The organism is Streptomyces sp. NPDC088350 (genome assembly GCF_044753545.1).
Classification (GTDB): Bacteria; Actinomycetota; Actinomycetes; order Streptomycetales; family Streptomycetaceae; genus Streptomyces.
Map to the genome: position 1 here is coordinate 835,307 of NZ_JBIVNL010000001.1, position 24,584 is coordinate 859,890.

Genomic DNA, 24,584 nt, shown 5'->3' on the forward strand with positions numbered 1-24,584 from the left:
CCACGCGGCGGAGCCGCACATCGATACAGCCCCGTGCCCCTGGCCGAGCTGCCCCTCAGGGCATCAAGAATTAGAACTTGTTCCTGGGAGTGATCCCCAAGGACAGTCCCGACAAGCCCCGCTGTCGTCCCCCGAGCTTTCCCGCGATCGCTCGCAGCGCCGCGCCCGCCGGGGAGTCGGGGTCGGTCAGGACGACCGGCTTGCCCTCGTCGCCGCCCTCGCGGAGGCGGACGTCGATCGGGATGGAACCCAGGACCGGGACCGAGGCACCGGTCGTGCGGGTCAGGCCGTCCGCCACCGACTGGCCGCCGCCCGTGCCGAAGACGTCGACCATCTCGCCGCAGTGCGGGCACGGCAGGCCCGCCATGTTCTCGACGACGCCGACGATCTTCTGGTGGGTCTGTACGGCGATGGAGCCCGCGCGCTCGGCGACCTCGGCCGCCGCCTGCTGAGGGGTCGTCACGACCAGGATCTCGGCGTTCGGGACGAGTTGGGCGACGGAGATGGCGATGTCGCCCGTCCCGGGCGGCAGATCAAGAAGAAGTACATCCAGATCGCCCCAGTAGACGTCCGCCAGGAACTGCTGGAGAGCCCGGTGGAGCATCGGCCCGCGCCACACCACCGGTGTGTTGCCCGGCGTGAACATGCCGATGGAGATGACCTTCACGCCGTGTGCCGACGGGGGCATGATCATGTTCTCGACCTGGGTGGGACTGCCGTCCGCGCCCAGCATGCGCGGCACGCTGTGGCCGTAGATGTCGGCGTCGACGACCCCGACCTTCAGCCCGTCGGCCGCCATCGCCACCGCGAGATTGACCGTCACCGAGGACTTGCCTACGCCGCCCTTGCCGGAGGCGACCGCGTACACGCGCGTGAGGGAGCCGGGCTGCGCGAAGGGGACCTCGCGCTCGGCCTTGCCACCGCGCAGGGCGGTCGCGAGTTCCTTGCGCTGCTCGTCGCTCATGACGTCGAGCGTCACGTCGACGCGGCTGACACCGTCGACCGCGGAGACCGCATCGGTCACGCGTTGCGTGATCGTCTCCCTCATCGGGCAGCCGGAGACCGTCAGGTACACGGTGACCGCGACCGCTCCGTCCGCGCCGATCTCCACCGACTTGACCATCCCCAGCTCGGTGATGGGTCGGTTGATCTCGGGGTCGTTCACCGTCGACAGCGCTTCACGCACCGCGTCTTCCGTAGCCATAGGGACGATGGTACGGCGCCGCACAGGGCCCCCGGTAAGCCCGTCAGCGGTCGTCTACGTCACGTGCCCGGGACCGTTCTGCCCGGACTGTCGGGAATACCGTGTGCCCGTCGTGCCGTTCGTCGAGTTCCTTCACCAGGTCCTGCAGCTCGGAGCGGATCCAGTCCCGGGTCGCCACCTCGCCGAGACCGATGCGCAGGGAGGCGATCTCGCGGGTGAGGTACTCGGTGTCGGCGATCGACCGCTCGTTCTGCTTGCGGTCCTGTTCGAGGTTGACCTTGTCGCGGTCGTCCTGCCGGTTCTGCGCGAGCAGGATCAGCGGGGCCGCGTAGGAGGCCTGGAGCGACAGCATCAGGGTGAGGAAGATGAACGGGTAGTTGTCGAAGCGCACATCGCGCGGGGCGAAGATGTTCCACAGCACCCACGCGATGATGACGATCGTCATCCAGACGATGAACCGCCCGGTCCCGAGGAACCGCGCGATCCGCTCCGACAGCCGCCCGAAGGCCTCCGGGTCGTACTCGGGCACGAGCCGGCGCCGGGGCGCGCGCGGCTGGTCGAGCCGGGTCCGGGTCCGGCTGGTGGCGGTCGCGCCCGCCGGTGTCCGCTCGCGTGTGGTCTCGCGCTCAGGAGTCATGAGCCGCCACCTCCTCCTCGTCGTCCTCGTCGCGCTCGGCGCCCTCGTCCAGATGGAACTCGGTCTCCCGCCAGTCCTCGGGCAGCATGTGGTCCAGGACGTCGTCCACCGTCACCGCGCCGAGCAGCGACCCGGTCTCGTCGACCACGGGCGCCGCGACCATGTCGTACGTCGCGAAGAACCCGGCGATGAGCTGGAGCGTCGCGTCCGGGTCGAGCGGCTGGAGGTCGTCGTCGATGATCGCGCTGACCAGGGTGTACGGCGGGTCGCGCAGCAGCCGCTGGAAGTGGACCGTGCCGAGGTACTTGCCGGTCGGGGTGTCGTCGGGCGGGCGGCACACGTAGACCTGCGCGGCGAGGGCCGGCGAGAGGTCGGCGCTGCGGACGCGGGCGAGCGCGTCGGCGACGGTCGCGTCGGGCCGTAGGACGATCGGTTCGGTGGTCATGAGGCCGCCGGCCGTGTGTTCCTCGTACGACATCAGGCGGCGTACGTCGGCCGCTTCGGAGGGCTGCATCAGGTTCAGCAGGCGCTCCTTGTCGTCCTCGGGGAGTTCGGAGAGGAGGTCGGCCGCGTCGTCCGGGTCCATCGCCTCCAGGACGTCCGCCGCGCGCTCCTCCTTCAGCTTGCCGAGGATCTCGATCTGGTCGTCCTCCGGGAGCTCTTCGAGGACGTCGGCGAGGCGGTCGTCGTCGAGGGCGGCGGCGACCTCGGCGCGCCGCTTGGGGGAGAGGTGGTGCAGGACGTTGGCGAGGTCGGCGGGGCGCAGCTGCTCGAAGGTGGCCAGGAGGCTCTCCGCGCCCTGTCCCTGCTCCTCCAGGGAGAAACCGGTGACGGCGGACCACTCCACGGTCAGCGTCTCGCCCTTGGCCCTCCTGAAGGCTCCGCCGCTCCTGCCCTTCCGTACGAAGACGCGGTCGATCTCCCAGTCCCGGCGGGCCGGCAGATGCTGCACCGACAGGTCGAGGACGGTGACCTCCTCGCCGGTCTCGACGAGCGTGACGCGCCGGTCCAGGAGTTCGCCGAACACCAGCCGCTCGGTGGGCCGTTGCTCGAAGCGGCGGACGTTCAGCACGCCGGTGGTGATGACCTGGCCGGACTCGATGCCCGTGACCCTGGTCATCGGGAGGAAGATGCGGCGCCGCGTGGAGAGTTCGACGACGAGGCCGAGCAGCCGTGGTGGCCGCTGGCCGACGCGCAGCATGACGATCAGGTCGCGTACGCGGCCCACCTGGTCGCCGTTCGGATCGAACACGGCGACACCGGAGAGGTGCGAGACGAAGACCCGAGGGGCGCCCCCTGCCATGGCCGCACCTCCATTCTTTTCGTGGTTCCCGGCATGCTTTTCATGGTTTCCGGATGGTCCGAATTGCCCGCTCGGACGGGCTTCAGGCTAGCCCGTCCGTTTGCGATCCGCGCAGGTGGGCGGTGCGGACGGACTGGCTCCGCCGCCGACCGCCGACCCCGGTACGCTGCCGTACGCCATCGCCCCCCGCCGCACGAAAGGCCCCCCACCTGTGACTGCGATCCCCCTGCTCCGAAACCGTCGCGCGGCGCTGCTCGGCGCGGTGTGTGCCCTGGTCGTGACGGGGCTTGCGGGGTGCAGTGGTGAGGATCCGGACGCGGGGACCAACGGGGTCGGCAAGCTGGCCGCCGACAAGATCCAGTCGACGTCGGTGACGGCCGCGGGCGCCGCCGACGCGGTACGGCTGTCCGGGACCGTCGTCACCAGCGGGCGGACGTACAGGCTCGACATGCGGCTGAAGTCCGACGGCGGCAGCGGGTCGGTCACCTCGAAGGGGTCGACCTTCGGGCTGCTGAGGGTCGGCGAGCAGCTGTACCTGAAGGCCGACGCGGACTTCTGGAACAGCAGCGGGGACTCGGGCGCCGGCGACTCGCTGCACGGCAAGTACGTGAAGGTGCCGCAGGGCGACCCTTCGTACGAGAAGTTCAGTGGCTTCACGGACAAGGACGTGCTCCTCTCCAGTCTGCTGACTCTGCACGGCACACTCGCGACGGACGGACACCACGACCAGAACGGCGTCCGCACCATCCGGATCACCGGTGACGACGGCTCCGGCGGCACCCTGGACGTCTCCCTGGAGGGCAAGCCGTATCCCCTCCGCCTGGTCCGCGCGGGCGGCGCGGGCACCCTCACCTTCTCGGACTGGGGTAAGAGTTTCGCCGTGACGGAACCGGCGGACGACGACACTGTCGACTACGGCAGGCAACTGCCGTCTTCCTAGCGGCTGTTACCCGCGTTTGCGTCTCTTCAGGAGCAGCCTCGGCAGGCTCGCCGGGATCGGCTGGCGGGTCGTCGCCGGGGTCGGCAGCGGAGGCTCCGCCAGCGAACCCTCCGGCAGTTCGGCCGTCGCTCCCGTCGGTTCCAGGCGCAGCACCCGGCACTCGCGTGCCCAGCGCTCCGTCATCGCCTCGCCGTCGGGGGCGTTGAGCCGCTTGCCCTTCAGCTCGGCGACGGCCGCCTGCCAGGCCTCGGAGCCCGGTGCCAGCTCCACGACCTTCGCCGTCCAGGAGACCAGCCGGCCGCCCTTGTCCTTGCTGCGGACCGTGACCTCGGCGGTGGAGCCGTCGGCCAGCCCCGGCAGCGGCTGCTCGCCCGGACCGTCGCCGATCAGGCAGACCGCGCCCTCGTGCCAGACGTGCCACAGGGCGCGGGCCGGGACGCCCGGACCGTTGACCCAGACGAGACCGGACTTCTTCGTGGCCTCCTCGACGAGGGCCTGGTCGAGCAGCTCGCTTGTCATGGCGCCCAGCCTATCCAGGCCGCTCACAGCCAGCCGTTGCGCTTCAGGATGCGGTGGATCGACAGACAGACGGTCACGGTGAAGGTGAGCACCAGCGCATAGCCGTACTTCCAGTGCAGCTCCGGCATGTTGTCGAAGTTCATGCCGTACACCCCCGTGACCATCGTCGGTACGGCGATGATCGCGGCCCATGCGGTGATCTTCCGCATGTCCTCGTTCTGCGCGACGGACGCCTGCGCGAGATTGGCCTGGAGGATCGAGTTGAGCAGCTCGTCGAAGCCGATGACCTGCTCCTGGACCCGGGCGAGGTGGTCGGCGACGTCCCGGAAGTACTTCTGGATGTCGGGGTCGATCAGCCGCATCGGCCGCTCGCTCAGCAGCTGCATGGGACGCAGCAGCGGTGACACCGCGCGCTTGAACTCCAGTACCTCGCGCTTGAGTTGGTAGATCCGCGCCGAGTCGACACCGCGCGAGACCCCGCCCTTGCGGCCCGGCGTGAACACCTCGGTCTCGACCTCGTCGATGTCGTCCTGCACCGCGTCCGCGACCGCGACATAGCCGTCGACGACATGGTCGGCGATCGCGTGCAGCACCGCCGAGGGACCGCGGGCGAGCAGCTCGGGGTCGTCCTGGAGCCGGTACCGCAGCGCCCGCAGCGAGCCCTGGCCGCCGTGCCGGACGGTGATGAAGAAGTCCCGGCCGGTGAAGCACATGACCTCGCCGGTCTCGACGACCTCGCTGTTGGCGGTGAGCTGGTCGTGCTCGACGTAGTGGATGGTCTTGAAGACGGTGAAGAGAGAGTCGTCGTAACGCTCCAGCTTGGGCCGCTGGTGGGCCTGCACGGCGTCCTCGACGGCGAGCGGGTGCAGGCCGAACTCCCGGGCGATACCGGCGAATTCGGCCTCGGTCGGCTCGTGCAGGCCGATCCACACGAAGCCCCCGTCGCGGCGCACCAGGCGCATCGCCTCGTGCGGGGTCAGCGGCTTGCCGGTGTCGACGCGGGCGCCGTCGCGGTAGACGGCGCAGTCGACGACGGCCGAGGGGGTACCGGGGTCACGCGTGGTGTCGTACGCGCCGCCGTCCTTGCGTAGGGAGGGACGGGACGGGCGGACCACGGCACGCAGGTCGCGGATCATCGACATGGCGGGCTCCTTCGCGACGAGCAACGAAAGGCGCCAACGACGGTTGGAACTGCCCGGAATGGGGACGTCCTGAGTGCGGATGTTTGGCACGTCCACAAAGCGGGGAGCACCGCACCGTCACGGTGGCGAACTTCGCTGCTGATACAGGCACTGACTTACAGGCACCGGCCGACTGAGAGCTGCCTTCGGAACAGGCAGACCACAGACAGGGCCGGACAGATCAGGTAAAGAAACGAAGTGCTCTTCCGCGACGGTGAAGACGTGCGAGCGGCGACAGCCGGCTGGAGGCCAGAACCAGAGCTACGACATCAGCGGCCGGAAGAGCGGGTGGTACTGCCAGGTCGACTTCGGTCCATTGCAGCCCCACCTCCTCCGGCCGGTCCCCCGTAGGGGAGTCTCAACGGCGTCGGGACTTGACCGCGACGCTTCTGCGTGCTGCCCGAACGACCGGCCCAGACTATCAGCCGGCCGAAGTGTCAAGGCGCTGCTTTGCCCGGTACTGACGAGTTCTATGCTCCCCGCATGGTTGATGTTCTTGCTCTGGTCGAGGCCCGGTTGCGTACCGCGCTGGGCGAACCGGACGCGCGCGCGGCGGTCACCTTCCTGGGCACGGACCGCGTCGAGGTGCTGCGTTTCCAGGACGACGACCAGGAGGGTCCGATCGTCCGCTACGCCACGCTCGGCATGTCCGCGCAGCCGATGAGCGACCCCACGGCGATGCTCGCCGACCCGGTCGCGGGACCGCGCGCCGAACTGGTCCTGTCCGTGCGCGGCGGCCACGCCGACACCGACAAGGTGCTCCGCCCGCTCGCCGTGCTCGCCGCGTCCCCGCAGGTCGAGGGCGTGGTCGTGGCCCCCGGCGCCTCCCTCGACGTGGGCGAACCGCTGTGGCCCGGCGCCCCGTTCACCTCGGTACTGGTCGCCGAGCCCGGCGGTCTGGTCGAGGACCTCGAACTCGACGAGCCGCTCGACCCGGTGCGCTTCCTGCCGCTGCTCCCGATGACCCCGAACGAGGCCGCCTGGAAACGCGTCCACGGCGCGCCGGCCCTCCAGGAGCGCTGGCTGACGAACGGGACGGACCTACGGGATCCGTCCCGCAAGTCCGTCCCGCTCGACTGACAGCCCGAGCGACAGCCGGAGTGAGCAAGCTCACCAACGGCAGCCGCGAATCGGCTAGTTGGCGAACACCGCGACACCGTCCTCGGCCGCGTGCCTCGGCTCCAGCTCTTCGGCTTCGTGAGTGAGCGCGTTCCGGCGCACGAGGACCACCAGCGCGCCCAGCGCCGCGGTGACCGCCGCGACCACGAACGGGATGTGGATGTTGCTCCACCCCTCGATCCGCGGCGCGAAGAACGGCGCGGCGGCGGCGGCGAACCAGCGGACGAAGTTGTAGCCCGCGCTCGCCACCGGGCGCGGCGCGTCCGACACGCCGAGGGCCAGCTCGGTGTAGACGGTGTTGTTCACGCCGATGAAGGCGCCGGACAGGACCGTGCAGACGACGGCGGTGGTGTGGCTGCCGTAGCCGAGGACGAGTACGTCGACGGCGAGGAGCACGAGTGAGCCGCCGAGGACCTTCAGGGAGCCGAACCGGGCCTGCAGGCGTGGGGCGACGAGGACCGAGAAGGCGGCGAGCAGCACACCCCAGGCGAAGAACACGGCACCGGACTTGTACGGGGTCATGTCGAGCACGAACGGGGTGAAGGCCAGCACGGTGAAGAACGTGTAGTTGTAGAAGAAGGACGAGACGGCGGCCGAGGCGAGTCCGCCGTGGCCGAGGGCCTTGATCGGGTCGAGGAGCGATGTCTTGCGGGCGGGCTTCGGCTGCTCCTTCAGGAACACCGTGATGCACAGGAAGCCGATCGCCATCAGGAACGCGGTGCCGAAGAAGGGGTAGCGCCAGCTCTGGTTGCCCAGCAGGGCGCCGAGCAGCGGGCCGCAGGCCATGCCGAGGCCCAGGGCGGACTCGTAGAGCAGGATCGCCGCGGCGCTGCCGCCGGCCGCCGCGCCGACGATGACGGCGAGGGCCGTCGAGACGAACAGCGCGTTGCCGAGGCCCCAGCCGGCGCGGAAGCCGACGAGTTCGGCGACCGAGTTCGAGGTGCCGGCGAGGCCGGCGAAGACCACGACGAGGGCGAGGCCGAGCAGCAGGGTCTTCTTGCCGCCGATCCGGCTGGAGACGAAGCCGGTCACCAGCATCGCGAGGGCGGTGATCAGGAAGTACGAGGTGAAGAGCAGGGAGACCTGGCCGGCCGTGGCGTCCAGGCCCTTGGCGATCGACGGCAGGATCGGGTCGACGAGTCCGATGCCCATGAAGGCGACGACCGAGGCGCCGGCGGTGGCCCATACGGCCTTCGGCTGCCGCAGAAGGCTGCCGGCGTCGGCACCCGCGTCGAATGGGTCGTCCGTGCCGTCCATGCTTCCTCCCAAGTAGTTGGTATATGCACATAGTAAGTTAGGCGGGGTAATAAATGCAAGGTGCATCTAGTTTCGTTCCGTGAGTGGTCCCGGCCGGACGGGTGATCGTCCTTGACGTGGGGGAGTGAGGGTAGGACCGTGGGGCCCTATGAGGGGCGAACCCAGTTGCCCGAAGTGTGGTGGCCGGGTCAGGGCTCCCGGACTCTTCGCCGATTCCTGGCAGTGCGACGTCCACGGGACCGTGCATCCGCTGCAGCCCGTGATCCCGCCCAGCGTCGAGGCGCTCAGTGTCGTGGTGCATCGGACGAAGGTGCCGGTGTGGATGCCGTGGCCGTTGCCGGTCGGATGGCTGTTCACCGGTGTGGCCTGTGCGGGGGACGACCGTAGTGGCGGGCGGGCGACCGCTGTGGCGTGTTCCGGGCCCGGGCCGCTCGGCGGTATGGGGGAACTGATTCTCGTCGCCGAGGAGCTCGGTGTCGGGCTCGGGGCGCGGTATGCGGGGATCGACGGGCCGGATCCCGGTCCCTACATCAACGTCGAGAAGCCTCCTCAGGCGAAGCTGCTTGCCGCGGGGCGGCCTACGCCGTTGTGGCATGTCGCGTCCGCGCCGGATGACCGGGCGGTGTTCGCGGGGGAGGCGTTGGGGTTGTGGCTGTGGGCGGTTGTCTGGCCTGAGCAGTCGGGGTTGTTGATGTATGACGAGTTGGTGCTCACGGATTTGCGGGATGCGGGGGCGGAAGTTGATTTGGTGCCGTGTGGGGCGCTTTCGCCGCGCTTGCTTGAGCCGTAGCGCCTAGCGGGGTGCCGGGTTCCGTTTCGGGGCGGGTGCGGGTGCGTTGTGGCTGGTCGCGCAGTTCCTCGCGCCCCTTAAGGGCAAGATACCTGGGGCGTTTATGGGGTCCCTGGGTTGCCGTTACCCTTGAGTGGTCCCTTGTTAATCGTTGCCGTTTGGAGTCTGCGCGTGCGTGTTGATCTGCACACCCACTCCACGGCCTCCGATGGGACGGACTCGCCCGCTGAGCTGGTGCGGAATGCTGCCGCTGCCGGGTTGGATGTCGTGGCGTTGACGGATCACGACACCAGTCGGGGGTATGCCGAGGCGATCGACGCGTTGCCCGCGGGCCTCACGCTGGTCACCGGGGCCGAGATGTCCTGTCGGATCGACGGGGTGTCCATGCACATGCTGGCTTATCTCTTTGATCCCGAGGAGCCGGCTCTGCTCGCCGAGCGGGAGTTGGTGCGGGACGATCGGGTGCCTCGGGCCCGGGCCATGGTGGGGCGGCTTCAGGAGTTGGGCGTGCCGGTGACCTGGGAGCAGGTCGCGCGGATCGCCGGTGACGGGTCGGTCGGGCGGCCGCATGTCGCCACCGCGCTGGTCGAGCTGGGTGTCGTACCGAGTGTGAACGACGCCTTCACCGTGGACTGGCTCGCCGACGGGGGGCGGGCCCATGTGGCCAAGCACGAGACCGATCCCTTCGAGGCGATCCGGCTCGTCAAGGCCGCGGGAGGCGTGACCGTGTTCGCGCATCCGGGGGCCAGCAAGCGCGGGCACACCGTGCCGGAGGCCGCGATCGCCGAGATGGCGTCGGCCGGGCTCGACGGTATCGAGGTCGAGCACATGGACCACGACGCCGAGACGCGCGTACGGCTGCGGGGGCTCGCCAAGGAACTCGGGCTGCTCGTCACCGGGTCCAGCGACTATCACGGCAGCCGCAAGACCGTGCAGCTCGGTGAGTACACGACCGATCCCGAGGTCTACGGCGAGATCACGCGGCGCGCCACCGGGGCGTTCCCGGTGCCGGGGGCCGGCGGAGTCTGACCCCGCCTCCGACCGACCGTCTCCGCTCACCCTCACCTGCAAGGCTTGTGGCTCACCCATGTTCGACCTCGCCGTCTTCGGCTCCCTCTTCCTGACCCTTTTCGTCATCATGGATCCCCCTGGGATCACCCCGATCTTCCTCGCGCTGACCTCCGGACGACCGTCCAAGGTGCAGAAGCGGATGGCCTTCCAGGCCGTGTGTGTCGCGGGTGGTGTGATCACCGTCTTCGGGCTGCTCGGGCACCAGATCCTCGACTACCTGCATGTCTCCGTGCCCGCGCTGATGATCGCGGGCGGGCTGCTGCTTCTGCTGATCGCGCTCGACCTGCTCACCGGCAAGACCGACGAGCCGAAGCAGACCAAGGACGTCAACGTCGCCCTCGTACCGCTGGGCATGCCGTTGCTCGCCGGGCCCGGTGCGATCGTGTCCGTCATCCTCGCCGTGCAGAAGGCCGACAGCGTGGCCACACAGGTGTCGGTGTGGACGGCGATCCTCGCGATCCATGTCGTGCTGTGGGTGGTGATGCGGTACTCGCTGCTGATCATCCGGGTCATCAAGGACGGTGGGGTGGTACTGGTGACGCGGCTCGCGGGGATGATGCTGTCCGCCATCGCCGTGCAGCAGATCATCAACGGGATCACCCAGGTGGTCCGGGCGAGCTGAGAAGGGCCGGACACGCGGAACCCCCGCACGGCGTCGGTGCCGTACGGGGGTTCTGAAGTCCGGCGGAGATCCGCGGGAATGTCGTCGGTGTGACGAGGCTGGTGTTACGAGGCTTTGGTCTCGGCGGGGCGGATCCACAGGCGCTGTCCTATGGCGGCGGCCTGTTGCACGATCCGATTGACGGAGGCGGCGTCCACGACGGTGCTGTCCACGGTGGTGCCGTCGACCTCGTCGAGACGCATGATTTCGAAGCGCATGGCTTCTCCCTTCGTCTGGTCATCCTCCTGAGGAGAACTACTTGGTTACTGATGTAGTCAACGGGATGCGTGTTACAAACATTCCCTACGCTAAGGAAATTTTTCGCACGCCTAATTACTGACCGGTAAGAGATCGACGCGAGACTGACCGGGACCGGTTGTGTTCGCAGCGTGACCGCCGGGACAATGGAGGCGATGAACGACGACCTCGCGGCCCTCAGCGCCCGCATCGACCGCACGAACGAGCTGCTGCAGCGCATGCTCGCCGAAGTGGCGAAGACGCCCTCGACGCATGCGATCTTCGTCGACGCCGGGTATTTGTATGCAGCCGCGGGGCGACTCGTCTCCGGGACCGAGGACCGACGCACCTTCGACCTCGACACCGAGGGCCTCATCGAGGCGCTCATCGACAAGGCCCGCACGATCTTCGCGGACAGCCGGCTGCTGCGGGTCTACTGGTACGACGGCGCCCGGCGCCGCATCCACACCTCCGAGCAGCAGGCCATCGCCGAACTCCCGGACGTGAAGGTGCGGTTGGGCAACCTCAACGCCAACAACCAGCAGAAGGGCGTCGATTCACTCATCCGCTCCGACCTGGAGTCCCTCGCCCGGCACCGCGCCATCAGCGACGCGGCCCTCATCGGCGGCGACGAGGACCTGGTCTCGGCGGTCGAGGCGGCCCAAGGGTACGGCGCCCGCGTCCACTTGTGGGGCATCGAGGCCCCCGAGGGGCGCAACCAGGCCGAGCCCCTCCTCTGGGAGGTCGACAGCCAGCGCACCTTCGACCTCGACTTCTTCAAGCCGTACGTCTCCCGGCGCGCGTCCGCCGTCTACGAGGCCGCCGCCACCCGGCCCACCCGCGACGACGTCCGGTTCGTGGGCGCGCAGATCGCGGCGAAGTGGCTCTCGGCGCGCGGGCGGGAGGCGCTGGTGGAGCTGCTGCCCGGGCATCCGTATCTGCCGGGATCGGTCGACCAGGACCTGCTGGTGGAGGCGGAGGGGCTGCTCCAGTACTCCCTGCGCGGCCAGGCCGACCTGCGGCGGGCACTCCGGGACGGGTTCTGGGAGCACCTGCAGACGCAGTACTGATCTTCAGGGCGCGGTGCTGTCCCAGAAGTCGGCGATGGCCTTGGCCGTCGCGGCCGGCTGGTCCGTGTTCGGTGAGTGCTCGGCCCGCGCGATGACCGTCCGCCGCGCCTTCAGCCGTACGGCCATGTCGTCGAGGAGCGGCACCGGCCAGGTGTCGTCGCGCGAACCCGACAGGACGTGGAAGGGGAGCGGTACCGCGGCCAGTTCGGCGACCCGGTCCGGCTCGACGCACAACTGGTGTCCCGCCGCGAGGAGTTGGGCCGGCTTGGTGCCCAGCCAGCGGCGGCGCAGGTCGGCCCGGTCGTCGAGCCCCTCGTCCAGCGCACCGCCGGTCTCGGTCTCCTCGGGGGCCTCCATCGCCTGGATCGCGTCCCACACCTCGGCCATCGACATCACGGCGAGCGCGTCCCGCAACAGCTTCACGCGCTCCTGCTGCGAGGCGGAGATCTGCGCCGGCCCCGACGCCATGAGAGTCAGCGACACGAACGGCGAGTCGTCGAGGATCACGGCGGCCCGTGCGACCTGCCCGCCGAAGGAGTGCCCGAGCAGCTGCACCGGCGCGCCGACCGCCTCGGCCAGCGCGAGCACGTCCCGCGCCAACTCGCCCTGGGCGTAGGCGGATTCGTCCTCCGCCGGCCCGTCCGTCTCGTACTGCCCGCGCCCGTCCACGGCGACGGTCCGATACCCGCGCGCCCCGAACGCCTCGTGCAACGGGTTGAAGTCCTCCTTGCTCCCGGTGAACCCCGGCAGCAACAGCGCGACCCCCTTCGGCTCGACACCGTCGGCCACGGCCGAGTCCACGACGGCGAACTCACCGCGAGCCGTCCGCAGCGGGTACGCGCGAGCACCGGGGGGCGGGGTGAAGGAGGGGGGCCTACTCATGGGGCGAGGTTATCCGGCGGGGCTGAGCGGGACGGAGACGGGAGGGTGTAAACGGGGTTAACGGGGGAGTGGGGAACGCCGACGGCCCGGCCCACTTCACGCGGGCCGGGCCGTCCGGTACTGCCTTGCCTTTGTCGACCTTCGGGGGCGGATCAGCCCTCGGTGGCCTCCACTGCCGGGGTCGCCGCGGTCTTGCGGGGACGGCGCACCCTCGGCTTCGCCTCCGGTACCTCCGCCGACTCCGCGACGACGGCGGCCGTCTTACGGGTGCGACGCGGCTTGGCCTCCGCCTCCTCGGTCACCTGCGCCGGGATCTCGGCGGTGGTCGCCTTGCGGGTCGCGACACGGCGACGCGGCTTGGCCTCCACGCCCTCGGCCGTGTCGACAGCGGCTTCGGCGGCGACGGCCGCGGTCTTCCGGGTGCGACGCGGCTTCACCTCTACGGCGGCCTCGGCCTCCGGTGCCTCGGCGGCGACCGCTGCCTTGCGGGTGCGACGGGGCTTCGCCTCGACGGCCTCGGCCGTGTCCACGGCGGCGACAGCTGCCTTACGGGTACGGCGCGGCTTGGTCTCCACGACCTCCGGCGCCTCCGTGACCACGGCGGCAGCGGCCGTCTTGCGCGTACGGCGCGGCTTGGCCTCGACGGCCTCGGCGGTGTCCACGGCGGCGACCTCGGCCACAGCCGCGGTCTTCCGGGTCCGACGGGGCGTGGCCTCTGCCGCGACCGGCGTCTCGGCGACGACCGGAGCCTCGGCGACCTTGCGTGTCGTACGGCGACGGGGCTTCGCCTCCGTACCCTCCGCGGAGTCGAGCGACACCTCGGCGGCACCGCCCTGCTCCTCGGCCGCCTGCGCTGGGATGCCGGCGACGGCGGCCTTGCGGGTCCGGCGACGCGGCGCGGCCTCGACGACCTCGGGGGTCTCCACGGCGGTGACCTCGGCCGGGGCCGCGGCCTTGCGGGTCCGGGTGCGGCGCGGCTTGGTCTCGACGGCCTCGGCCGTGTCGACCGCGGCCACGGCAGCCGTCTCCGGCGCGGCCTCGACGACCTCGGGGGTCTCCACGGCGGCGACCTCGGCCGGGGCCGCGGCCTTCCGGGTCCGGGTGCGGCGCGGCGCGGTCTCGACGGCCTCGGCGGTGTCCACGGCGGTGACCTCGGCCGGGGCCGCGGCCTTGCGGGTCCGGGTGCGGCGCGGCTTGGTCTCGACGGCCTCGGCCGTGTCGACCGCGGCCACGGCAGCTGTCTCCGGCGCGGCCTCGACCGGCTCCGCGGTCTGTACGGCCTTACGGGTCCGGCGACGCGGCTGCGTCTCCGCGACGACCGGAGTCTCGACGACCGGAGTCTCGGCGACCACGGCCTCGGCCGTGGGCGTCACGATCTCGGCCTCGGCCGACTTGCGGGTACGGCGGCGGCGCGAGGGTGCGGGGGCGTCCAGGGTCGAGCCCTCCGACGTGGCCACCGCGCTCTCCGCGGCCTCGGGCGCGACTGTCGTGGCCGGCAGCTGCTCTCCCGTCGCTCCGGTGCGGGTGCGGCGACGACGGCGCGGGGTGCGGGTCGCGGTGTCCTCGGAGGCGGCCACCGCGGTCTCCTCCGGAGTGGACGACGTCACGGCCGGAGCCGCCGAAGTCCCGTCCATCGGGGCGCCGTTGCGCGTACGACGGCGGCGACGCGGGGTGCGCGCCGCGCGCTCGGTGTCGGCGGAGCGGGACTCGTCCCGGCTGTTGTCCCGGCCGCTGTCGCGACCGCCCCTGCCACCATCGCGACCGCCCCTGCCACCATCGCGACCGCCCCTGCCACCATCGCGACCACTGTCACGGCCGCCGTCGCGACCACCACGACCGCCCCGGCCGCGCGGACCGCCGCGACCGCCGGTCTCGCCGAGGTCCTCGACCTCCTCCGCGGCCAGCCCGGCGCGCGTGCGCTCCGAGCGGGGCAGGACACCCTTGGTGCCCGCGGGGATGTTCATCTCCTCGAAGAAGTGCGGGGAGGTGGAGTACGTCTCCGGCGGGTTCGGGAAGCCGAGGTCCAGCGCCTTGTTGATGAGCTGCCAGCGCGGGATGTCGTCCCAGTCGACGAGGGTGACCGCGATGCCCTTGGCGCCCGCGCGACCGGTACGGCCGATGCGGTGCAGGTAGGTCTTCTCGTCCTCGGGGGACTGGTAGTTGATGACGTGCGTGACGCCCTCGACGTCGATACCGCGGGCGGCGACGTCGGTGCAGACGAGCACGTCGACCTTGCCGTTGCGGAACGCGCGCAGCGCCTGCTCACGGGCGCCCTGGCCGAGGTCGCCGTGGACCGCGCCGGAGGCGAAACCGCGCTGCTGGAGCTGGTCGGCGAGGTCGGCCGCAGTGCGCTTCGTACGGCAGAAGACCATGACCAGGCCACGGCCCTCGGCCTGCAGGATGCGGGCGACCAGCTCGGGCTTGTCCATGTTGTGCGCGCGGTAGACGAACTGCGCGGTGTTCGCGACCGTCGCGCCCTCGTCGTCCGGCGAGGTGGCGCGGATGTGCGTGGGCTGCGTCATGTAGCGGCGCGCGAGACCGATGACCGCGCCCGGCATGGTCGCCGAGAACAGCATCGTCTGGCGGCGGGCCGGCAGGAAGTTGATGATCTTCTCGACGTCGGGCAGGAAGCCCAGGTCGAGCATCTCGTCGGCCTCGTCGAGGACGAGCGACCGGATGTGCTTGAGGTCGAGCTTCTTCTGGCCCGCCAGGTCCAGCAGCCGGCCCGGGGTGCCGACGACGACGTCGACGCCCTTGCGGAGCGCCTCGACCTGCGGCTCGTAGGCCCGGCCGCCGTAGATGGCGAGGACGCGCACGTTGCGCACCTTGCCCGCGGTCAGCAGGTCGTTCGTGACCTGCGTGCACAGCTCGCGCGTGGGGACCACGACGAGCGCCTGCGGGGCGTCGGTCAGCTGCTCGGGCTTGGCGCGGCCGGCCTCGACGTCGGCGGGGACGGTGACGCGCTCCAGGAGCGGGAGGCCGAAGCCCAGCGTCTTGCCGGTGCCGGTCTTGGCCTGGCCGATGACGTCCGTGCCGGAAAGGGCGACGGGGAGCGTCATCTCCTGGATCGGGAAGGGGGAGACGATACCTACGGCCTCAAGGGCCTCAGCGGTCTCGGGAAGGATTCCGAGCTCTCGGAAAGTAGTCAGGGTGCTGCCTCTTCTGTGTGCGCGGTGCGAGGCGAGCGCGGGGGTCGTGTCAGGACCGTGCCGGGGACGTCGGCTGCCTTACGGACAACCCGTGAGGGCAAGCCGTACTGCACGGGACCACTGCCGACGCTCTAGCGCTCGAACCGCTGAGGGTCCCCCTCCGAACTTCGTACGCAACGTGCCGTACGGGCGAGGAGGGCTGTCGGGTCGGAGCCGATCGGGCCACCGACCGGGCATCCTCATTCGTGCGGCCCGGCGAATACTCGGCGGGCGCATTACCACCATACCCCGGAATCGCGCACATGCGTTGGCCGATTTGGTCACGTAGTCGTCGTCACACTGATTGACCAGGGACTTCCGCCGCGCGGTGAGCGGGCTATTGTGCGCTTCATGACGACCGCTGACAACGCCTCCGACGCGCCCGCCGAACCCACCGGAGTCGCCGCCCAGGACTGGGCCACGGCCTCCGTCGAACCGCAGTACCGCAACGCGGTCGTCGACCTGCTCGGCGCGCTCGCGTACGGCGAGCTGGCGGCGTTCGAGCGGCTCGCGGAGGACGCCAAGCTGGCGCCGACGCTCGCGGACAAGGCGGAGCTGGCGAAGATGGCGTCGGCCGAGTTCCACCACTTCGAGCGGCTCAGGGACCGGCTCGCGGAGATCGGGGCCGAGCCGACACAGGCGATGCAGCCGTTCGTCGCCGCGCTCGACGGCTTCCACAAGCAGACGGCGCCCTCGGACTGGCTGGAAGGGCTCGTCAAGGCGTACGTCGGCGACTCGATCGCCAGCGACTTCTACCGCGAGGTCGCCGCCCGCCTCGACGGGGACTCCCGCTCGCTCGTTCTCGGGGTTCTCGACGACACCGGCCACGCCAGTTTCGCCGTAGAAAAGGTACGCGCTGCGATCGACGCGGACCCGCGCGTGGGGGGCCGACTCGCCCTGTGGGCGCGGCGGTTGATGGGGGAGGCGCTGTCGCAGTCCCAGCGGGTGGTCGCCGACCGGGACGCGCTGTCGACGATGCTCGTGGGCGGTGTCGCGGACGGGTTCGACCTCGCCGAGGTCGGCCGGATGTTCTCCCGGATCACCGAGGCGCACACCAAGCGGATGGCGGCCCTGGGGCTCGCGGCTTAGCCGTGCGCTCGGTCATGCCGGTGCGGATCGTCCCCGGAACCGTCGGGCGGGTCGAAGAAGCAGCGAGAGCGACGCGGCCGAGACGACCGCCGCGCCGAGCAGACTCGGCAGACCGCTGCCGGGGCCCAGCGCGCTGTGGGTGACGAAGTCACCGAAAAGGGCTCCGGCGACACCCGTGGAGAACACCAGGGCGCGGGCCGGCAGACGGTGGGCGAGCCGGTGGGTGGCCGCCCACGCGAGCAGCAGACCCAGCACAGCGGAGCCGAGCGCTTCCAGGATCATCACGGGGGTCCCTCCCACGGTCGGCCTGTGTACTGCGGTCGTAGCCGGTCATACCCGTGACCTGCGGAATGCAATCCTCCTCTGTGGGGGACTTGTGCTCCATCTGTGCTGGAACTCCAGTGGGAACACCTGGGGAAACGCTGAGGGAAACGCGAGGGGCCCGGTGACCTTCTCGGTCACCGGGCCCCTCGTCCGTTCGTGGCTACAGCGCGCCGAAGCCCACCTTGCGCGGGGCCGCCTCGCCGAGCTCGACATAGGCGAGCCGGTCGGCGGGGACGAGGACCTTGCGGCCGTGCTCGTCCACGAGGCTCAGCAGCGGAGCCTTCCCGGTCAGTGCCTCGGCCACGGCCTGCTCGACCTCCTCGGCGCTCTGACCGGTCTCCAGAACGATCTCGCGAGGCGTGTGCAGCACGCCGATCTTGACCTCCACGCTATGTCCCTCCGACGGTCAGCAAAGTGCGCGATCTTCCGCGCCGTACCCAGCACACATTAGCCCGGTGAGGGGACGTACATGCTCCGCGCCGGGAACGCCAGGAGCGAACAACGGACGGGAACAAAAAAGGGAGCCCGGCCGTCAGTGGTGCTGTTCGTTTCCGTGCAGCGGGAAACCGGCGATGCCGCGCCACGCCAGCGAGGCCAGCAGCTGGACCGCCTGGTCGCGCGGGACGCTGCGGTCGCTGTGCAGCCAGGAGCGGGCGACGACCTGGGCGAGGCCGCCCAGACCGGAGGCCAGCAGCATCGACTCGGCCCGCGACAGACCGGTGTCCTCGGCGATGACGTCGCAGATCGCCTCGGCGCACTCGTTCGTCACCTTGTCGACGCGCTCGCGCACGGCGGGCTCGTTCGTCAGGTCCGACTCGAAGACCAGCCGGAAGGCGCCGCCGTCGTCCTCGACGTAGGCGAAGTACGCGTCCATCGTCGCCCGGACGCGCTGCTTGTTGTCGGAGGTCGACGCGAGCGCGGTCCGCACCGCCTGGATCAGCGACTCGCAGTGCTGGTCGAGGAGGGCGAGGTAGAGGTCGAGCTTGCCCGGGAAGTGCTGGTAGAGCACCGGCTTGCTGACGCCGGCGCGCTCGGCGATGTCGTCCATAGCGGCCGAGTGGTATCCCTGCGCGACGAAAACCTCCTGGGCGGCGCCCAGCAACTGGTTCCGTCGGGCACGGCGCGGCAGGCGTGTGCCCCGCGGGCGCGCCGCCTCTGTCTGCTCGATGGCTGTCACGCCGCCTCCCAAATGTCGTCCTCATGCGGTGAGCGCCGCGCCGCCATCGTACTTTTCGGTAACCGTGGTGTGCGCGGTGCGAGCGCAGAATTTCACGGACCGGACGGCGGCGATAGCGGCGCAAAGTGTTTCGAAGGGGGATGGAGTGGGCAGGGGCGGGCGGTTCGGAGCCTGTTTCTTACCCGCCGAGGACGGTGGTGACGAGGGCATTGGTGACGGGGACTGTGGTGACGGGGACTGTGGTGACGGGGACAGTGGTGACAGGGGGCCGTCAGCGATAGTCGTCCTCGTCGAGGGAGACGACCCGGGCCTGTTCGATGACGTCGGCTTCGTTCGCGGAGTCCGGATCCAGCGCCGTCAGCGGGTCGTCGCGGTCCGGTGTCAGGTCCGTCAGCTGCTCGGCGGCGTCGTTCTCTGGTGCTTCGACGTCGAGTTCGGCGTCGTCGTTCTCGACCTCGAAGGTGTCGGGATCGGTGGGGTCGACGGCCATTGCGGACTCCCTTCCTGGTACGAGCCTAGGACCCACCCGATCGGGACGCCATGCGGTGAGCGGGTCCATGCGCGTACCCATGGGTGTGTCTGTGACTGCGAACACACGAACTACTGCGTGATCGTCTCGTAACATTGCCGCATGTCTTCGACAGAGCTGCCCTCCGTGTCGGCCGCCAGTGTGCTCCCCAAGGTGGCGCCCGTCAGGGTCGGCGAAGGGGAGCGGCTCCGGTCGGTCGGGCTGCCGGGCATCACCCTCACGGTGCGGTCGAGACCGCCGGCGCGCGAAGGACTGCCGCCCGCGCTCTACGTCCACGGGCTCGGCGGTTCCTCGCAGAACTGGTCGCAGCTCATGGCCGAACTCGACGGCCTGGTCGACAGCGAGGCCCTGGACCTGCCGGGCTTCGGCGACTCCCCGCCCCCGGACGACGGCGACTACTCCGTCACCGGGCACGCGCGCGCGTGCATCCGTTACCTCGATGCCGCCGGGCGCGGCCCGGTGCACCTCTTCGGCAACTCGCTGGGCGGCGCGATCGCGACCCGCGTGGCCGCCGTGCGCCCGGACCTGGTCCGCACGCTCACGCTGATCTCCCCGGCCCTGCCGGAGATCCGCGTCCAGCGCTCGGCGGTGCCGACGGCGCTGCTGGGCGTACCGGGAATCGCGGCCCTGTTCACCCGCATCAGCAGGGACTGGACGGCCGAACAGCGCGTCCGCGGGGTCCTGGGCCTCTGCTACGGCGACCCCGGCCAGGTGACCCCCGAGGCGTTCCGCCACGCCGTCGAGGAACTGGAACGGCGCCTGCAACTGCCGTACTTCTGGGACGCGATGGCCCGTTCCTCCCGGGGCATCGTCAACGCGTACACCCTGGGTGGCCAACACGGCCTCTGGCGCCAGGCCGAGCGCGTCCTCGCCCCCACCCTCCTCGTCTACGGCGGCCGCGACCAACTGGTCGGCTACCGCATGGCCCAGCGAGCCGCCCGCACCTTCCGCGACTCCCGCCTGCTGTCCCTCCCGGACGCCGGGCATGTCGCGATGATGGAGTACCCGGAGACGGTGGCGGCGGCGTTCCGCGAACTCCTCGCGGATGCGGGGGAGTTGGTCTCCGTCGCTGATGAGCGTGCGGGCGCCGCGAGGGATCGCCGTGCGGTGGGGGCGGAAGGTTTCGGCCGAGGGGGCGGGAGCGGTGCGCGGGGGTCCCGTGACGCCGGTTCGGTGCGTACGGTGAGTGATGCCGACGGCGCCGGAGCGAGCGCGGGGTCCGGTGCCGGGGGCGATGCCAAGCCCGACGATACGAACGCGGGGAGCTGAGGGGCCGACGTGGGACGCCATAGTCGCCGCAGGTCCGCCGCCAAGGGTGACTCCGCGGACATAGGCAACCCCGGCAACACGGGCAGGGGAGCCGGCAAGGGCGCTCGCAGCGCTCAGGAGGCCCAGGGTTCTGAGCGGGGTCTGGAGGCTCGGGGTTCTGAGCGGGGTCAGAGGGGCGAGGGGGGTTGGTCCGGGGCCGACACCGGGCCCCTGCGCGGGGCGCGTCCTGGGGCGGACGGGGTACGGGACGGTAGCCGGGCGGAGCAGCGTGTCGTGGCGCCGGGGCGTTCGGTGCCGGGTGCGGGTGCGGGTGCGGGTGCGGGTGCGGGTACCGGTGGCGGTGCGGGTGGCGGTGCGGCTTCAGGTGCGGGTGCGGGATCAGGTGGAGGGGGCGGGCAGAGGCGGCCCGGGCCTGGGGTGATACCGGGTCGGCGGCAGGCTTCGGCCGGCGGGAATCCGGGGTACGGGGCGTCGCCATTCCCTGAGGGGACGCCGGCTCATGGAGTGCCGCATGTGGGAGACGGCACGCCTGGGCGGGGGGTACCGCGTTTCCAGGGGGCGCCGCCCGGACAGGGTGCGCCGCGATTTGCGGACGGGACCCCGGCTCAGGGGGTGCCGCATTTTCAGGGTGGGCCGCCTGGTCATGAGGGGCGACGGCTTCCGGACGGGACTCCGGCTCACGGAATACCCGGCATGGCGGACGGCACTCCCGCGCACGGTGTCCCGAGGTTGCCCGATGGCACTCCCGCGCGCGGTGTCCCCCGTCTCCCCGACGGCACGCCTGCTCACGGCACCCCCCAAGCCCGTGCCGGTCACCCCCAGCAGCCTGAATCCGGCGGTGGCTGGGGTGAGTTGAGGGGACACACCGGCGCGGGACACGGCGTGCCGTACAGCCCCCTCGGCACTGCTCAAGGCCCGCCCGGTCTGCCGTACCCGCCCGGTGTGCCTGGTGCAACTGGTACCCCTGTTACGCCCTCCGCCCCCGCCGCCATGCCCTCCACCCCCGACCCGGCACTCTCCATCCCCCGGCAGCGCCAAGCCCCTCAGCCCGGCCCCCGGCGACGCGGTCAGGCCGGTCGTGGTCCCCGGCAGGACTACGTCGACGCCTTCGAAGCGGGCGACGACGACGTCTTCGCACCCCGGACAGCCGTCGCGACGCACCCCGCCGACCCGTACGGCTCCGTCAGTACCTGGACCCCTGAGGGCGACGTCGACACCGACGACGCGCCTTCCACCGACCCTGACCAGCCGGGCTCCCCACCCGCCCCCGCCAGGGGCGGCAAGGGGCGCGCCTACACCGGCATCGCTGCCGCCGCCGTCACCACCGTGCTGGCCGTCATCGTGGCCGGACAGGTAGCCAGGGACGGTGGCAAAGACGGTGTGCGGTCGCAGGCGGCCACCGACCAGGCCCGCGACGTACGGGGCACCGCCTCCCCGCAGTCCAGCCCGTCCGCCTCTCCCCGCGCGGTGACCCTGACGTACGCCCAGAAGATGGACAAGAAGTACCCGCTCAGCGCCACGCTCAAGGGACCGGACACGTTCGACGCGGTGCCCGGTGTCGACAAGGCGCCCGGCAAGGGGCGCAAGTACACGTACCGCGTGGACGTGGAGCAGGGGCTCGGGCTCGACGGGGCGCTCTTCGCCGAGGCCGTGCAGAAGACGCTCAACGACGACCGGAGCTGGGCCCACAACGGTGCCCGTACCTTCGAGCGGATCTACTCCGGCAAACCGGACTTCGTGATCACCCTCGCGAGCCCTGGTACCACCGCCAAGTGGTGTGCCAAGTCCGGGCTCGACACGACTCAGGACAACGTGTCGTGCGACTCGGCCTCCACCGAACGCGTGATGATCAATGCGTATCGATGGGCGCAGGGGTCGTCAACATATGGGGACAAGATGTACGCGTATCGACAGATGTTGATCAACCATGAAGTTGGTCATCGTCTCGGCTACGGGCACGTCACCTGCGACAAGGACGGCGAGTTGGCCCCCGTCATGCAGCAGCAGACCAAGTTCCTCGACCATGACGGAATCCACTGCCTGGCGAACCCCTGGCCGTATCCGGCCAGTTGACGGGCGGCGCTTATGTCACATTGACACGAGCCGCAACTTCCTTCATATTTTTGGGCATGTGGTCTAGTCATGTCGCGCACCGCGCCGCCATCGAGCTGGCGCTCATCGGCGTGACCCCGCTCTGCGTGGCCGACATCCTCTGTCGCTGAACACCGCCCCTGGCGTTCGTGTCGCGACCCGCACCATCTCGCCCTTGCCCGTGTGACTTCGGCAGGGCGTTTCCGACGACCTGACGCCGGGGCAGACGCCTGTTCACTTCCGTCTCACCCCTCGTCCATCCGTCTCGCTATTCGAGAACTCCCTGAGAGTCCCTCGAGAATCCCCCCGAGAGGTCGTCATTCCGATGCGTCAACCGTCCGTCATAGCCCGGCGCGTGGCCGTGGCATCCGTCAGCCTGGCCGTGGCAGCGGGCGCCGCCGCCTGCGGGCCGAAGGACAACGATGCCAAGGGCTCCGGTGGCGACTCCACGCCGCACAAGGGCGGCACGCTCACGGTCCTGAACTCCAACCCCCAGGAGGACTTCGACCCGGCGCGCCTGTACACCTCCGGCGGCGGCAACGTCCCGTCCCTCGTCTTCCGCACCCTTACCACCCGCAACCGCGAGAACGGCGCGGCCGGCGCCAAGGTCGTCCCGGACCTCGCCACCGACACCGGGCGCCCCAACAAGGACGCGACCGTGTGGACGTACACCCTGAAGAAGGGCCTCAAGTACGAGGACGGCACCGCGATCACCTCGGCCGACATCAAGTACGGCATCGAGCGCTCCTTCGCCCCCGAACTCTCCGGCGGCGCGCCCTACTTGAGGGACTGGCTGGTCGGCGCGGCCGATTACCAGGGGCCGTACAAGGACAAGAAGGGGCTCTCCGCGATCGAGACGCCCGACAGCCGGACCATCGTCTTCCATCTCGACAAGCCCGAGGGCGAGTTCCCCTACCTCGCCACGCAGACGCAGTTCACACCCGTTCCGAAGGCGAAGGACACGGGGACGAAGTACGAGCAGCACCCGATCTCCTCGGGGCCGTACAAGGTCGTCAGCAACCAGAACGACGGCGAGACGCTCGTCCTGGAGCGCAACACTTACTGGTCCACGGCCACGGACGCCGAGCGCAAGGCCTACCCGGACAAGATCGACGTGAAGTCGGGGCTCGACTCGTCCGTGATCAACCAGCGGCTGTCGTCGTCCCAGGGGGCGGACGCCGCCGCCGTCACCACGGACACCAACCTCGGGCCGGCCGAGCTGGCCAAGGTGACCGGCGACAAGGAGCTGGCGGCGCGCGTCGGCACCGGGCACTTCGGTTACACGAACTACATCGCGTTCAACCCGACGGTCGCGCCGTTCGACAACGTCAAGGTGCGGCAGGCGATCTCGTACGCCGTCGACCGTTCGTCGGTGGTCAACGCGGCCGGCGGTTCGTCGCTGGCCGAGGCCGCGACCACCTTCCTGCCGAACCAGAAGTCCTTCGGCTACGACCCCTACGACCTCTTCCCGGCGGGCGCGTCCGGCAACGCGGCGAAGGCCAAGGAGCTGCTGAAGGAGGCCGGTTACCCGAAGGGGATCACCGTCACCCTGACGCACTCCAACGACAAGGACTTCGAGACCAGCCCGGAGATCGCGACCGCGCTCCAGGACGCGCTCAAGAAGGCCGGCATCACCGTCAAGCTGCAGGGCCTGGAGATCAACGACTACAAGGACAAGATCCACAGCGTCAAGACCGAGCCGGGCTTCTTCCTCGCCCACTGGGGTGCCGACTGGCCCTCCGGCGGCCCCTTCCTCGCCCCGATCTTCGACGGCCGCCAGATCGTCAAGGACGGCGCGAACTTCAACACCGGCCTGCTCAATGACAAGTCGGTCAATGCCGAGATTGACGCGATCAACAAGTTGACGAATCTTGACCAGGCCGCCAAGAGGTGGGGTGCACTGGACAAGAAGATCGGCGAGCAGGCCCTGACCGTGCCGCTGTTCCACCCCGTCTACAAGCGACTGGTCGGCAAGGACATCAAGAACGTCGTGATCAGCGACTGGACCGGCGTCCTGGACATCTCCCAGGTCGCGGTCAAGTAACC

24 protein-coding genes are annotated in these 24,584 nt (G+C 70.2%); 11 read left to right on the forward strand and 13 right to left on the reverse strand.

Features of this window, described 5'->3' with window-relative positions; translation table 11 throughout:
- Positions 1 to 70: 70 nt before the first annotated feature.
- The 3 genes from ACIQBL_RS03870 to ACIQBL_RS03880 are packed head-to-tail and all read right to left on the reverse strand — an operon-like array spanning position 71 to position 3,144.
- Positions 71 to 1,204 carry an Mrp/NBP35 family ATP-binding protein gene (locus tag ACIQBL_RS03870; RefSeq protein ID WP_401936391.1) on the reverse strand — a complete coding sequence of 378 codons (1,134 nt, stop codon included), beginning with the start codon at positions 1,202 to 1,204 and terminating at the stop codon, positions 71 to 73.
- A 43-nt stretch (positions 1,205 to 1,247) separates the two neighbouring features.
- Positions 1,248 to 1,841: a DUF1003 domain-containing protein gene (locus ACIQBL_RS03875; RefSeq protein ID WP_401936393.1), complete on the reverse strand. Its 594-nt coding sequence runs from the start codon at positions 1,839 to 1,841 to the stop codon at positions 1,248 to 1,250.
- Complete coding sequence (locus ACIQBL_RS03880) at positions 1,831 to 3,144, reverse strand: magnesium transporter MgtE N-terminal domain-containing protein (RefSeq protein ID WP_401936395.1); 1,314 nt, start codon at positions 3,142 to 3,144, stop codon at positions 1,831 to 1,833. The genes ACIQBL_RS03875 and ACIQBL_RS03880 overlap by 11 nt, the downstream gene beginning before the upstream one ends.
- Before the next feature lie 211 nt (positions 3,145 to 3,355).
- Between ACIQBL_RS03880 and ACIQBL_RS03885 the strand changes: the two genes are divergently transcribed.
- Positions 3,356 to 4,084 carry a hypothetical protein gene (locus ACIQBL_RS03885; RefSeq protein WP_401936397.1) on the forward strand — a complete coding sequence of 243 codons (729 nt, stop codon included), beginning with the start codon at positions 3,356 to 3,358 and terminating at the stop codon, positions 4,082 to 4,084.
- A 6-nt stretch (positions 4,085 to 4,090) separates the two neighbouring features.
- On the opposite strand, the gene ACIQBL_RS03890 is transcribed toward ACIQBL_RS03885, so the two are convergent.
- Both ACIQBL_RS03890 and ACIQBL_RS03895 read right to left on the reverse strand, forming a co-directional pair.
- Positions 4,091 to 4,603, reverse strand: a complete 513-nt coding sequence (locus ACIQBL_RS03890; RefSeq protein WP_401936399.1) for a hypothetical protein — start codon at positions 4,601 to 4,603, stop codon at positions 4,091 to 4,093.
- A gap of 23 nt (positions 4,604 to 4,626) precedes the next feature.
- Complete coding sequence (locus ACIQBL_RS03895) at positions 4,627 to 5,745, reverse strand: magnesium and cobalt transport protein CorA (protein ID WP_401936401.1); 1,119 nt, start codon at positions 5,743 to 5,745, stop codon at positions 4,627 to 4,629.
- A 522-nt stretch (positions 5,746 to 6,267) separates the two neighbouring features.
- Between ACIQBL_RS03895 and ACIQBL_RS03900 the strand changes: the two genes are divergently transcribed.
- Positions 6,268 to 6,864, forward strand: a complete 597-nt coding sequence (locus tag ACIQBL_RS03900) for a suppressor of fused domain protein (RefSeq protein WP_401936402.1) — start codon at positions 6,268 to 6,270, stop codon at positions 6,862 to 6,864.
- 54 nt (positions 6,865 to 6,918) lie between these two features.
- On the opposite strand, the gene ACIQBL_RS03905 is transcribed toward ACIQBL_RS03900, so the two are convergent.
- Positions 6,919 to 8,160: an MFS transporter gene (locus ACIQBL_RS03905; protein WP_401936404.1), complete on the reverse strand. Its 1,242-nt coding sequence runs from the start codon at positions 8,158 to 8,160 to the stop codon at positions 6,919 to 6,921.
- 148 nt (positions 8,161 to 8,308) lie between these two features.
- Here ACIQBL_RS03905 and ACIQBL_RS03910 point away from each other — a divergent pair, with 148 nt between their 5' ends.
- From ACIQBL_RS03910 to ACIQBL_RS03920, 3 genes are all read left to right on the forward strand, one after another.
- Positions 8,309 to 8,950, forward strand: coding sequence for a DUF6758 family protein (locus ACIQBL_RS03910; protein WP_401936407.1), 642 nt, complete (start codon positions 8,309 to 8,311; stop codon positions 8,948 to 8,950).
- Between the two features lie 171 nt (positions 8,951 to 9,121).
- Positions 9,122 to 9,979, forward strand: a complete 858-nt coding sequence (locus tag ACIQBL_RS03915; protein ID WP_401936408.1) for a PHP domain-containing protein — start codon at positions 9,122 to 9,124, stop codon at positions 9,977 to 9,979.
- 58 nt (positions 9,980 to 10,037) lie between these two features.
- Complete coding sequence (locus ACIQBL_RS03920) at positions 10,038 to 10,643, forward strand: MarC family protein (protein ID WP_401936411.1); 606 nt, start codon at positions 10,038 to 10,040, stop codon at positions 10,641 to 10,643.
- Between the two features lie 104 nt (positions 10,644 to 10,747).
- Here the strand turns inward: ACIQBL_RS03920 and ACIQBL_RS03925 are convergent, their stop codons facing one another.
- Positions 10,748 to 10,900, reverse strand: coding sequence for a hypothetical protein (locus ACIQBL_RS03925; RefSeq protein WP_019058373.1), 153 nt, complete (start codon positions 10,898 to 10,900; stop codon positions 10,748 to 10,750).
- A gap of 195 nt (positions 10,901 to 11,095) precedes the next feature.
- Here ACIQBL_RS03925 and ACIQBL_RS03930 point away from each other — a divergent pair, with 195 nt between their 5' ends.
- The gene (locus ACIQBL_RS03930) at positions 11,096 to 11,989 is read left to right on the forward strand and encodes an NYN domain-containing protein (protein WP_401936414.1); all 894 of its coding nucleotides are present in this window, start codon (positions 11,096 to 11,098) and stop codon (positions 11,987 to 11,989) included.
- 3 nt (positions 11,990 to 11,992) lie between these two features.
- On the opposite strand, the gene ACIQBL_RS03935 is transcribed toward ACIQBL_RS03930, so the two are convergent.
- Together ACIQBL_RS03935 and ACIQBL_RS03940 are read right to left on the reverse strand one after the other, a co-directional pair.
- The gene (locus ACIQBL_RS03935; protein ID WP_401936416.1) at positions 11,993 to 12,871 is read right to left on the reverse strand and encodes an alpha/beta fold hydrolase; all 879 of its coding nucleotides are present in this window, start codon (positions 12,869 to 12,871) and stop codon (positions 11,993 to 11,995) included.
- 152 nt (positions 12,872 to 13,023) lie between these two features.
- Entirely contained in the window at positions 13,024 to 15,930 is a 2,907-nt protein-coding gene (locus ACIQBL_RS03940; RefSeq protein WP_401936418.1) for a DEAD/DEAH box helicase, read from the reverse strand.
- Between the two features lie 480 nt (positions 15,931 to 16,410).
- Between ACIQBL_RS03940 and ACIQBL_RS03945 the strand changes: the two genes are divergently transcribed.
- A complete protein-coding gene (locus ACIQBL_RS03945) occupies positions 16,411 to 17,148 on the forward strand; it encodes a ferritin-like fold-containing protein (RefSeq protein ID WP_401936421.1) in 738 nt (245 codons plus the stop codon).
- Between the two features lie 12 nt (positions 17,149 to 17,160).
- On the opposite strand, the gene ACIQBL_RS03950 is transcribed toward ACIQBL_RS03945, so the two are convergent.
- The 4 genes from ACIQBL_RS03950 to ACIQBL_RS03965 form a co-directional block, all read right to left on the reverse strand.
- Positions 17,161 to 17,430, reverse strand: coding sequence for a hypothetical protein (locus ACIQBL_RS03950; protein ID WP_401937039.1), 270 nt, complete (start codon positions 17,428 to 17,430; stop codon positions 17,161 to 17,163).
- A 202-nt stretch (positions 17,431 to 17,632) separates the two neighbouring features.
- Entirely contained in the window at positions 17,633 to 17,860 is a 228-nt protein-coding gene (locus tag ACIQBL_RS03955) for a DUF3107 domain-containing protein (protein ID WP_019072095.1), read from the reverse strand.
- Between the two features lie 144 nt (positions 17,861 to 18,004).
- Entirely contained in the window at positions 18,005 to 18,649 is a 645-nt protein-coding gene (locus tag ACIQBL_RS03960) for a TetR/AcrR family transcriptional regulator (RefSeq protein WP_401936424.1), read from the reverse strand.
- Between the two features lie 271 nt (positions 18,650 to 18,920).
- Positions 18,921 to 19,139 (reverse strand): hypothetical protein, encoded by a 219-nt coding sequence (locus ACIQBL_RS03965; protein WP_401936427.1) that lies wholly within the window; start codon positions 19,137 to 19,139, stop codon positions 18,921 to 18,923.
- A gap of 141 nt (positions 19,140 to 19,280) precedes the next feature.
- On the opposite strand from ACIQBL_RS03965, the gene ACIQBL_RS03970 reads away from it, so the two are divergent.
- The 4 genes from ACIQBL_RS03970 (at position 19,281) to ACIQBL_RS03985 (ending at position 24,582) form a co-directional block, all read left to right on the forward strand.
- Positions 19,281 to 20,447: an alpha/beta fold hydrolase gene (locus tag ACIQBL_RS03970; protein WP_401936429.1), complete on the forward strand. Its 1,167-nt coding sequence runs from the start codon at positions 19,281 to 19,283 to the stop codon at positions 20,445 to 20,447.
- A gap of 693 nt (positions 20,448 to 21,140) precedes the next feature.
- Positions 21,141 to 22,520, forward strand: a complete 1,380-nt coding sequence (locus tag ACIQBL_RS03975; RefSeq protein WP_401936431.1) for a DUF3152 domain-containing protein — start codon at positions 21,141 to 21,143, stop codon at positions 22,518 to 22,520.
- Positions 22,521 to 22,576: 56 nt separating this feature from the next.
- The gene (locus ACIQBL_RS03980) at positions 22,577 to 22,669 is read left to right on the forward strand and encodes an Ms4533A family Cys-rich leader peptide (RefSeq protein ID WP_315986646.1); all 93 of its coding nucleotides are present in this window, start codon (positions 22,577 to 22,579) and stop codon (positions 22,667 to 22,669) included.
- Positions 22,670 to 22,863: 194 nt separating this feature from the next.
- Positions 22,864 to 24,582: an ABC transporter substrate-binding protein gene (locus ACIQBL_RS03985; RefSeq protein WP_401936434.1), complete on the forward strand. Its 1,719-nt coding sequence runs from the start codon at positions 22,864 to 22,866 to the stop codon at positions 24,580 to 24,582.
- The last annotated feature ends 2 nt before the right edge of the window (positions 24,583 to 24,584 follow it).